Annotated in this window: 8 protein-coding genes; 2 read left to right on the top strand and 6 right to left on the bottom strand. The window is 70.6% G+C overall.

The genetic code is table 11. The features are described from left to right. From ACIA3K_RS20675 to ACIA3K_RS20665, 3 genes are all read right to left on the bottom strand, one after another. Positions 1–500: RICIN domain-containing protein (locus ACIA3K_RS20675; protein WP_396802935.1), on the bottom strand; the 500-nt coding region annotated here is incomplete at its 3' end. Positions 501–961: 461 nt separating this feature from the next. Beyond that, positions 962–2,293 (bottom strand): cellulose binding domain-containing protein, encoded by a 1,332-nt coding sequence (locus tag ACIA3K_RS20670; protein WP_396802933.1) that lies wholly within the window; start codon positions 2,291–2,293, stop codon positions 962–964. Positions 2,294–2,826: 533 nt separating this feature from the next. Further along, on the bottom strand, positions 2,827–5,685 hold the full coding sequence (locus ACIA3K_RS20665; RefSeq protein WP_396802931.1) for a BTAD domain-containing putative transcriptional regulator: 2,859 nt from the start codon (positions 5,683–5,685) through the stop codon (positions 2,827–2,829). Between the two features lie 415 nt (positions 5,686–6,100). On the opposite strand from ACIA3K_RS20665, the gene ACIA3K_RS20660 reads away from it, so the two are divergent. Further along, positions 6,101–8,218, top strand: coding sequence for a glycogen debranching N-terminal domain-containing protein (locus ACIA3K_RS20660; RefSeq protein WP_396802929.1), 2,118 nt, complete (start codon positions 6,101–6,103; stop codon positions 8,216–8,218). Positions 8,219–8,240: 22 nt separating this feature from the next. Here ACIA3K_RS20660 and ACIA3K_RS20655 read toward each other — a convergent pair whose 3' ends face one another. From ACIA3K_RS20655 to ACIA3K_RS20645, 3 genes are all read right to left on the bottom strand, one after another. After that, positions 8,241–8,756 carry a sigma-70 family RNA polymerase sigma factor gene (locus ACIA3K_RS20655; protein WP_396802927.1) on the bottom strand — a complete coding sequence of 172 codons (516 nt, stop codon included), beginning with the start codon at positions 8,754–8,756 and terminating at the stop codon, positions 8,241–8,243. A 169-nt stretch (positions 8,757–8,925) separates the two neighbouring features. Beyond that, a complete protein-coding gene (locus ACIA3K_RS20650; RefSeq protein WP_396802926.1) occupies positions 8,926–9,372 on the bottom strand; it encodes a DUF4333 domain-containing protein in 447 nt (148 codons plus the stop codon). A 16-nt stretch (positions 9,373–9,388) separates the two neighbouring features. Next, complete coding sequence (locus tag ACIA3K_RS20645) at positions 9,389–10,069, bottom strand: hypothetical protein (protein ID WP_396802925.1); 681 nt, start codon at positions 10,067–10,069, stop codon at positions 9,389–9,391. A gap of 233 nt (positions 10,070–10,302) precedes the next feature. Here ACIA3K_RS20645 and ACIA3K_RS20640 point away from each other — a divergent pair, with 233 nt between their 5' ends. Continuing rightward, on the top strand, positions 10,303–10,599 hold the full coding sequence (locus tag ACIA3K_RS20640) for a WXG100 family type VII secretion target (RefSeq protein ID WP_007457407.1): 297 nt from the start codon (positions 10,303–10,305) through the stop codon (positions 10,597–10,599). Positions 10,600–10,717: the final 118 nt, after the last annotated feature.

The raw sequence follows: 10,717 nt of genomic DNA, 5'->3' as shown, positions 1-10,717 counted from the left end.
GAGGCGCCCTGCACCTCCATGACCTTGTTGCTGTTGCGGTTGACCAACCGCACGTAGCCGCCGTCCGAGTCGGCGAGCCGGAACTGCTGGTTGGTTCCGCCGTTGTCGGACCACTGCACGATCGCCCCACCATTGGCGGTCGAACGGCCGGAAACGTCCAACACCTTGCCCGACAACCGCGACTTGACCCGGTAGTAGCCACTGCCCGAGTCCACGAACTGCCACTGCTGCTGGTTACCGTTGTTACGCGTCCACTGCGTGATCCGCGCACCGTCGTTCGTGGCCAGGTTGTAGACATCCAACGCCTTGCCACTGTTGCGGTTCACCAGGACGTACCACGCGCTCGTGTCGACGGTCGCCGCGGCCGCGGGCGACGACACCGCCATCGCGGCGGCACCAGCGACCACCACCGCCGCCGCACTGGCGGCTGCCGCTCGTACCAACCACCCTCGCCGCCGCGAGGGCGGCGCTATCGCCGGGGACGTACCAATGGCGGACATGTTCCTCCTCATACACAGGGAGCCGAACGGCTACCCGAAGCTGGGCGCACCGCGACACGCGACCGGGCACACACGGCGGGAATGTTCGCGTTAACACGATCCCCTGCGTGCTGCGGACAGTGTCGGATCGACGGTCGACGAAGTCGGCCGGCGGTACATCGCATCCGACGTCGTCCTTGACCATCGACTGTGAGCGATAACATGCTGTTCGTCAAGACGTAACATCCGCGTAAAGCGGGGCCGGCCCGCCCGGTTCAACCATTGACGCCGGTCGCACGCCTGCTGCTCGGCCACGCACCGTGCCGCAGCCAGGAATGACTGACGCTAACATCGACATTCGCGCATAAAGCGCCGCGTCTCCCCCGCTGCCGCAGCCGCGCTCGCGAGGATTCGTCGTCGGACTGCCGGCCGCGCCTGGTGCCCGGGTCCGCAGCCGGTGGCTCCGGACCCGGGCATCCGTTCTAGGCGCTGGTGCAGGTGACGTTGCCGGGCGGGGTGGCGCCGTCTCCGGTGGCGGTGAATCCGAAGGTCGTCGAGGCGTTCGGCGCGAGCTTGCCGTTGTAGTCGGCGTTGCGAACGGTGACGTTGCCGGTGGTCCCGGTGTTGACACCGCTCCAGAGGCTGCTGATGGCCTGGCCGTTGGCCAGGGTCAGGCCAACCGTCCAGCCATTGATCGTGCCGGACGTCCCGTTGGTGACGGTGACCTCGCCCTGGAAGCCGCCCGGCCAACTGTTGATCGCCCGGTAGGTGGCGGCACAGGTGCCCGGCTCACCGGTCGGCGGCGGGGTGGTCGGCGGGGGCGTCGTCGGCGGCGGGGTGGTCGGCGGCGGCGTCGTCGGCGGCGGGGTGGTCGGCGGCGGCGTCGTCGGCGGCGGCGTGGTGGGCGGAGTCGTCGACTGGAACTGGCTGAAGAACCGCCAGATCTCGCCCGAGGTCCAGGTCCGCGAGTCGTTGGGGCTGCCCGACCCGTCGACCGGGCTCGGGGTGTGGTCGCCGTCGAACGCGGCCCACTGCACCGGGTAGCCCGCGCGGCAGCCGGAGTAGGTGGTGGTGATGTGGGTCAGGCTGCCCCGGCTGGGCTCGCGCGGGCTCTGCGCCGTGCAGCCGTTGTTCCTGACGAACGTGTCGCGCAACGCCCGACCCTGGGAGATGTTCAGCACGCTGTCGTAGATGCCGTGGATGCCGAAGTACGGAACCGGCTGGGTGCCGCCGCTACAGCCGCTGAGGTTCGCGCCGGAGAGCACCGCGACCGCGCGGATGACGTTGGGTCGGGCACAGGCCACCGCGTAACTCATGGCCCCGCCGTAGCTCCAACCCAGGGCGAAACGCTGCGTCGTGTCGACGCAGAGGTCGTTCTCGACCTGGCGGGAGATGTCGTCGAAGAGGGTCAGGTCCCGCCCGTTGGTGTTGGCCCACCCGGCGTTGATGCCCTGCGGCGCGACGAAGATCGTGCTGTTGTTCGACAGCGGCGCGAGGCCGTAGTAGCCGGCCGAGGCGACGTTGTTGGCCGACCCGTTCAACCAGTGGAAGCCGAAGACCAGGCGGTACTGACGGTTCCGGTCGTACCCGCTGGGGATCTGGAGGATGTAGGTGCGGCTCTGGCCGCTGCTGGTGATCGTGCGTGTCCCGTTGGTGAGGGTGGGCGCCTTACCGCAGCCCGCGGTCGCCGCCAGGGTGCCGTTCGTGGCGGCCGCCGCCTCGCCGCGGAACCCGGCGGTCAACGCGCCGCCGGTAGCCACGACGAGAACCGCCGCGGCCGCGACGAACGTCAGTAGTTGTCTCCGTCTGACCATTGCTCGACTCCTTGCCGTTGATCGTGCGTACGACATGCACCTCGAGCCGGTTCGTGCCGGGTGGGGGGCTCGCCCGCGCGGGCGGGACGAGGGCCGACCGACGAGGTGCCGTGACAGGACGTCCTTCCGTTGCGGGCCGACGTGCTCGTGCGGCCGGTGCGGCGTACACGGGTGGCGTACGGGCCGTACCGTCGCTGCCGGGTTGTCCGCGACGGGCATGGAAATGCGGGGAATGCGGCCGGACCGGGGGGTGCGTCCGACGACCGCGCGGTCGCCTGGCAGTGGCGGAGCGGCCCGGACTGGTCACCGATCGGTGCGGCGGCGGGAGGGCGGGCCCTCGGCATGCCTGCGCCGACTGACTGCGGTGACTGGGAGCGTGCCCTTCGCTCCCCGGGCCGGAACATAGCATGTTATCGATAACATGCTCAACCGACCGAGTGCCGAGCCATCGACCGACATGGTCGGTCCGCTCCATTGATGCCCTGGTCAGGCGGTTGGCCGCAGAGCGGCACACCAATCCCCGGGAACACGTGTCACCGTTGCGTGTCCTCGGATCGCGAGGCGAAGGGGGTGACCTCGAGCAGCCTGTCCCCCAGGTCGCAGACCGTGTCCCGCATGCGACGGGTCCCGCCGTTCTGCATGGCGTGCATGGCGTCACAGGCCTTCCGCCAGGCTTGGCAGGCGCCGGGCACGTCGTCGAGATCCAGAAGGGTCGCGCAGAGCTGGGCGGACGCGTCGAAGACCCCGATCCGGCTGTGCGCCTCGACGGCCGCTCGAAGGCCCTGCTCGAGCTGGTCCCGAGCCTGGCTCTGGTGCCCCAGCAACGCCAGACACTCGGCGATCAGGATGCGGATCGAGGGCTCGTCCGTCCCTGGTCCGAACTTCTCGCTGTGGGCCAGCGCCTCGTCGAGGCACACCATGGCCTCGCCGGGAGCACCGAGTCGGACCAATGTCTGGCCCCGGGCCACGCACGCCCAGATCTCGCCCTGCTCGAAGCCGGCGGCACGGTAGAGGGACAGCGCCCGCTCGTTCTCGGCGAGTGCGCGCTCGTGGCGGCCGAGCTGACTGTGGACCCGATGCAGGGCACTGTGGACGCCGCCCAACTCCGCGATCATGCCGCGCTCGGTGAAGATCTCTCGGGCCCGGGTGAGCAGGTCGAGTGCCTCGTCGTAGCTGGCGAAGTGGTAGCAGGAATCGGCCAGACTCCACATGGCGTGGGCCGCACCCAGGTCATCCCCGCTGCCGTTGGCAGCCCGCAGAGCCACCCGCATCACGTCCTGCCAGTCGTGGAACCGCCCGGTGAGCCGCAACCACGGCCAGATGGTGAGCGCCAGCCGCCAGGGCGGAACACCGGAGTCGCCCTCCGCCGCGCGGCGCACCGCCTCGAACAGGACCTCCCGGTGATCGTCGAACCACCGCATCGCGGCGTCGTACGAATCGGGTCGCTCGGCGACGACGCCGGCCGGGGCCGGAGTGGGGGCGGCCGCCGGGCTCATCGGTACGAGCCGCTGCGCGGCCTGGTGGCTGCTGTGCAGGTAGTGGTGCAGAAGTCGGTCGATCGCCGCCTCCCGGTCGCGGACCGACTCCTTCGCCAGGATCAGCTCCTGCGCGTACGCCCGGACGAGGACGTGCGAGGTGAACCGGCCCCGGTCGTCCTCGTCGAGCAGGGCCGCCTCGGCGAGTTCGCGCACCACGGCCCGCGTCCGGACCGGCGGGGTCTGGGACATGCTGGCGAAGGCCTCGGCCGACATGCCGGCCGCCATGGCCGCGGAGGACAGCCGGAAGAGCCGTGCGGCGTCCGGGCTGAGCTGACGGTACGACCAGGCGAAGGCGGCACGCGGATCGCATACGCCGTGGCTGCCGGAGAAGGCGGTGAGTCGCCGCGCGCCGTCACGGAGTTCCGCGGCGACGTCCTCCAGGGCGAGTCGCGGACGCGCGCTCAACCGGCCGGACAGGATCGCCAACGCAAGGGGCAGGCGGCCACACATCTCGATGATCTCGTCGAGGGTGTCGGACACCGGAACGCTGCCCGCCCGGGAGCGGTTCGGTGCGTCCTTCAGCCGGCGTTGGACCAGCCTACGGGCGGTCGGCATGTCCGGAGGATCGAGATGCAGCAGGTGGGCGCCGTCGCGGACGGCGAGATCGACGAGCGGACTGCGGCTGGTCACCAGAACCAGACACTGCGGCGAGTTGGGCAGCAACGGGCGCACCTGGGCGGCGTCGAGCGCGTTGTCGAGGAACACGAGCAGCTTCCGGCCGGCGGTGAGGCTCCGGTAGATGCCGACCCGCGCGGCGAGCGTCTCCGGGACGCTGGACATGTGGAAGCCCTGCGACGACAGCAGGGATCCGAGCGCGTCGCTGGCCGAGAGACCGTCGGTCTCGGGCTGCTCCGCGCGCAGGTCGAGATAGAGCTGGCCGTCGGTGAAGTCCCCGGCCACCAGGTGGGCGAAGTGCGCGGCCAGCGTGGACTTGCCCACGCCGCCCATCCCGTCGAGTGCGACGACCAGCGGACCCGTCCCGCGCGCGTCGGCCGTGTCCTCGATCAACCCAGCGAGGGTCGCGAGTTCGGCGGTACGTCCGACGAAGGCGGGGAGATCGGGTGGGAGCTGCGCCGGACGCACCAGCGGCGCCGGCCACGAGCGGGCGCGTCGCCGCGTCCCTGGGCCGGTCGGGCCGCTCGGCACCGAGGTCACCGTCCCCGCCAGGACGCGCCGGTGCGCGGCCTGGAGGGCCTCGCCCGGATCGATGCCCAGCTCCTCGGCGAGACGGGTACGAACGGTCCGGAAGAGTCCCAGCGCTTCGGCCTGGTGGCCACTCGCCCCGAGCGTGGCGATGAGACACGCCTGCACCGGCTCGTGGAACGGCGCCATCGAGGCGGCCAGCCGCAGGGGTCGCAGCACCCGCGTCGGCCGGTCAAGTGACGTGGCGAGTTCGGCGGCCGGCACGCACACGTCGAGGAACTCCTGATCGAGCGCGGCGAAGATCGACATCGAGGTGGTGCCGTGGGCGTACGTGTCACCGGCGGGCCCGCGCCACAGCCCCAGGGCCAGGGCGTAGCGATCCAGCGCCGCGTGCCGGTCGCCGGCCGTGAGCTTCGCGCGGGCGGCCGCGACGAGCTCACGGAAGCGGAACAGGTCCAGCGAGCCGGGCGCGGGCGCGAAGAGGTAGCCAGAACCGTGCCGCCGCAGGTACGTGCCGGGCGCGCGCAGCGGGAGCGAGGGTTCCATCAGTCGCCGCAGCGCGCCGACGTACTTGTGGATGACGTTCGTGGCGCTGGCCGGAGCGTCGTCGCCCCAGACGAGTTCGATGAGGTCGCCCGCGCTGACCGGTCGCCCCGCGCGGGCGAGGAGCAGGGCCAGCAGGCGGCCCTGCTGGCGGGGGCCGACGTCCACCTCGACACCGTCACGCCACAGTCGCAGCGGACCCAGGATCTCGAAACGCAGGCTGCCGTCGGTCGGCCGGGTTCCGTCTTCTCCGTGGCGGACATCGGCCGAACTTGACAATTCAATCTCCCGTTTCGCCTGACCCGTCGCCGCCACCGGGTGTCACCCGCGCTCCCAGTCTACGTGCGCACCCGCGAGCGGAACTCCTCGCCGAGGGCGGAACCGGACGAAACCTCCGACGACGACGTCCGGCAACAGATATGTCACTGCGGGAATACGCCGCGAAAAGTGCTCCGGCACCGTTCATCGCCTTTTCCACGAGACCGGGGATCCCGTGCGATACGGCAGCGAGCCCGTCCCTTCGAGCCATAGACTGCGAAGCGTGCACGGCGGGGCCGCCCCTGTTGACGGAGGTGTGGGTGCCATGAATGCTCAGCCGACGAAACAGCAGGAACGCCCTCACGGCGGCGCCAACCGCGACATGCCCCCGGAACTCGGATCGGATTCCATCGGCATATTCGAAGGCCGGGCCTTCATGTTGTCCAATTCTGTCGGTGACGTTCCCAACGATTCTATTGCCGGACTCGTGCACGACGACACCCGCTATATCAGCCGTTGGGAGATGACCCTCGACGGACACGCTCCGCTGGTGCTCAGCGCCAGCACGGTCGACGCCTACTCCGCCGCCTTCTTCCTCGCCAACCCGGAACTGCCGAACCTGCGGGCGAACGGCATCGGCGTACGACGGGAGCGGTTCATCGGGGACGGCCTGTCCGAGCGGATCGTGTTGCAGTACTTCGGCGCCGAACCGGTCTCCGTACGGCTGCGGCTGGAAGTCGGCGCGGACTTCGCCGACCTGTTCGAGATCAAGAGGGCGGGACGGAGCAGACTGGCCGACATCCGGCGGAGCCACCGGTCGGACGGCTCGGCCCTGAACTTCTCCTACCAGAACTCGCGCTGGTCGGCCGGCACCACGGTCGAGGCCGACCCTCCCGCCGATCGGGTCGAGGGCGACTCGCTGGTCTGGGACGTACGCCTGGAACGAGGCGACACCTGGGGTTGCCAGCTGCGTGTTCTGCTGAACTGCCAGGGCGAGACGTTCACCCCGACCAATCGTGCCTTCGGCGAACCGCAGGACACCGACGACGACCCGGCAACGCGGTGGACGGCGAACAAACCCGACCTCAGCGCGGAATCGGAACTGTTGCGCAACGTCTATCGCAAGTCGGCCGTCGATCTGGTGTCGATGCGTATCACCAAGGAGATCAACGGCCAGAAGATCGTCCTGTTGGCTGCCGGCATGCCGTGGTTTCTGACCGTGTTCGGCCGGGACACGCTGATCACCGCCTACCAGAGCGTCACCTGCGGTCCGGACGTCGCGCGCGGGGCGCTGGTCACTCTCGCCGCGCACCAGGGCACCGTCGTCGACGACTTCAGCGACCAGGACCCCGGCAAGATCCTGCACGAGTTCCGCTCCGGTGAGCTGACGCAGCTCGGCATCGAGCCCTACGGCCCCTGCTTCGGCGCGGCCGACACCACCCAGCTCTGGCTGATCCTGCTCTCCGAGTACTGGCGGTGGACCGGCGACGACGCGTTGGTGCGGCAGTTGCGGCCCAATGCCGACGCGGCACTGCGGTGGATCGACGAGTTCGGCGACCGCGACGGCGACGGGTACGTCGAGTACGGCACGCGCTCCCCGAACGGCATGCGCAACCAGTGCTGGCGTGACTCGCCGGACGGCGTGCAGTTCGCCGACAGCAGGCTCCCCGACCTCCCGGTCGCCACCTGCGAGATCCAGGGCTACACCTACGACGCGAAGGTACGCGCCGCGGAGCTCGCCGACGGGCCGTGGGCCGACGCCCCGTTGGCGCGACGGCTGCGGACCGAGGCCGCCGATCTGCGCGAGCGGTTCAACCGCGACTACTGGCTGCCGCAGCGCGGTGGCTACTACGCGATCGGCCTGGACGCGCAGAAACGTCCCATCGACTCGATGACCTCGAACATGGGCCACCTGCTGTGGAGTGGCATCGTTCCGCCCGAGCGGGCGGCCCTGGTGGCGCGGCACCTGATGTCCGACGAGATGTTCTCCGGCTGGGGCGTACGGACGCTGTCGACCGCGGACGTGGGGTACAACCCGATCGGCTACCACCTCGGCACCGTGTGGCCGCACGACAATTCGATCATCGCCGCCGGGCTCGCCCGGTACGGCCACCGGAACGAGGCCAACCGCATCGCGATGGCGATGCTCGAAGCGGCGGCCCACTTCGACTACCGCCTGCCCGAGGCGTTCTCCGGGTACGACCGGTCCCTGGGACGACGACCCGTGCCCTACCCCACCGCCTGCAACCCCCAGGCGTGGGCCAGCGGGGCGCCCCTGCTCTTCCTGCGGACGATGCTCGGGCTCGACGTCAGCGACGGGGTCCTCGCCACCGATCCGCACATCCCCGAGACGTTGGGGGGCATCCGGCTGACCGGGATCACCGTGCACGGCGCGAAACGGATCGTCGACGCCTCCGGTTCGCGGTTGCGCTCGCTGGCCTGAGCTGGCGGGCAGCCCGGCCCGGTCAGGCCGCCTGGCGGCTCGTCCGCAGGGTGTGGAGCGCGTCCTGATGCCGGGACCGGACAGTCCGGACCGGGACGCCCAGCGCACGGGCCGTCTGGTGGGTGGTCCGTCCCGCCAGGTAGGTGTGCAGCAGCACCGCGCGGTGCTCGACGGACAGCCGGCGCAGCATCGAGACCGCCTCGGCGGCGGCGACGGCCGCGTCCGCGTGGTCCGGTTGGGCGGCGTCGACCTCCGGCTCGGTCCTCTCCCGCCCGACGGCGACCTCCCGCAACGACGCGACGGCCAGGTCCCGCGCCACCGTCATCAACCAGTCGCAGATCGGGACCTCGATCAGGCGGCGGCGAGCGCGGTTCTGCCAGGCGTGGATGAACGTCTCCTGCACGATGTCCTCGGCGAGGTGATGGTCCACCACGAGCCTCTCGACGAAGGTGAGCAACGGCCCGAAGTTCTCGGCCATCAACTCGTCCAGTGCTGGAATCCGGCCGGACGCCGCACAGGGGTGGGAAGCCGTTGTCATCGCTGGTGCCTGGTCCTTAACGAGCGGGTCGACGAGCGGGCCCGCCGCCGGCCCGTCCTGCAACCGGCGATCGGCCCGGCCCCGACGCTACGGTCGGCCAGTTACCAGCCTCGTGACGAACTCTTACCGACCCGGCCGGCCCTTCGGCGAACCCGCCCACCCCGGCCGACTACTTCGGGCGCGCGACCTCCAGCTGACCCGTCGACCGGACCGTCACCCAGGTCGTGACGGTGGCCCCGTCGACCTCGGCGGTGCAGGTGAACCGGTGCCCCTCGATGACCGGCTGGTCGACCGGGCAGGCGACGGCGTCCGCGTTCAGCCCGTAGTCGGCCCGAAGCACGGTCAGCACCTGGCGTTGCAGGGCGGCCGTGTCGAGGACCTTCGGTCGCGGGAGGTCGGGCCGGGTCACGGCCACGACCGTCCCCGCGACGACCAGGAGGACGACCGGAACCGCGACGGCCACCACGAGTTTCGGAGAGGGCCGCCAGCGTCTCGCCGACGGCACGGTCGCCGCCGGCCCCCACTGCGGCCCGGGGGCCGGCTTCCAGCGGGGCGCCAGCAGGGCCGCCCCCGCGCCGGTGACCGCAGGACTGTCGGACGCGCCGTCCGGGCTCATCGTCGACTCCACGGTCTCAGCGGGCGGTGGGGGTGGGCACGGCGACGACCTCCGGTAGCGGCTTCGTCTTCGCGCCGGTCGGTGCGACCGCGAACCAGGTGCCGCCGACTCCCTGGCCCCGGATCTCGCCGGGCGCGGTGTCCTTGGCGAACAGGTAGACCGGCCAGCCGCCGATGGTCACCTGGCAGGTGCCGTCGGCCCGCTCGACGTACCCGACGAGTTGGGGGTCGACGCCGTCGGGATAGATCCGGCCGGGTGACGAGATGAGCAACGGGGGCCAGGTCTTGGCGCAGTCACCCGCGCAGGTCGCCTTCGGCGGCTTCGCCGAGTCCTTGTCGAACCGGTAGAGCGTCCTGCCCTGGCCGTCCGCGACGTACGTGCCGATGTCCGGCTGCTCCATGGCCCGCAACCGCACCACGTTGCTGCCCTGACCGCGGTCCGGGCTACCGGCGACGGGGACGTCGGACGGCCCGCTGAAGATCTGGACGCGGCGCTGCGTCTTCGCCACGGTCGGCGGCGGCGCCGGGCTGACCTCGATGACCTGCGGGCCCGGGTCCGCGGTCGCGGTGACCGACGCGGTTGCGGACGCCCCCTGGGTCGGCGCGCTCGCGGTGCCGCCCGCCCCCGTGGCGTCCCCGCACGCGGTCAGCGCCGCCAGGCCGATCACCGCGATCGCGATCCGCGCTCTCTGCACCATGTTCGCTCCACCTCGTATTCCGTGTGGACCGGGCTCGTGCGCAGGTCCGGCACCCACACGGACGCCGTACCGAAACGGTTCATCGCCGTACCGCGACGGACGTCCCGGATGGATTCGAACTTGCCCTGAACCGGATGGCGCGGGCATCCGTGTGGGTGGCGGCGTCGGCGCAAGACGGTCCACGAGGGGACCGCTCGCCGACCCGGAGAACCACCGGAATACGGGAGGGCGACATGGCCACGTACCACATCGTCAGCGAGGACATCCAGGAGTCCGCGAGCTGGCTGCAGCAGAACATGCAGACCCTGCTGGACGGGATGACCCAGGCCAAGAGCAAGATCGACACGCTGATCCAGGGTGGCTACAACACCCCGGGCGCGCAGCAGCAGTTCGGTCCGTACTTCGAGGAGTACAAGGGCAGCGTCGACCAGACCCTGCACGGCATGGAGGGCATCAGCCAGTACCTCACCCAGGTCAGCGACGCCTTCTCGGAGACCGACACGCAGACCGCCGCCAGCCTCAGCCGCTGACGCGACGAACGGTCGGGGGCCCGTGGTTGGCGATCACCACCCGGCCCCCACCCTGTTCCCCACGGAGACGGCGCCCACGAGATAACCCTGCGCCGGCTGGGGACCGTCCCCGATGAGG

The sequence above is a fragment of the Micromonospora sp. NPDC051543 genome, from assembly GCF_044454415.1.
Lineage (GTDB): Bacteria > Actinomycetota > Actinomycetes > Mycobacteriales > Micromonosporaceae > Micromonospora.
The sequence above is the reverse complement of the archived record's forward strand: the minus strand, read 5'-3'. Positions and strand labels throughout refer to the sequence as shown.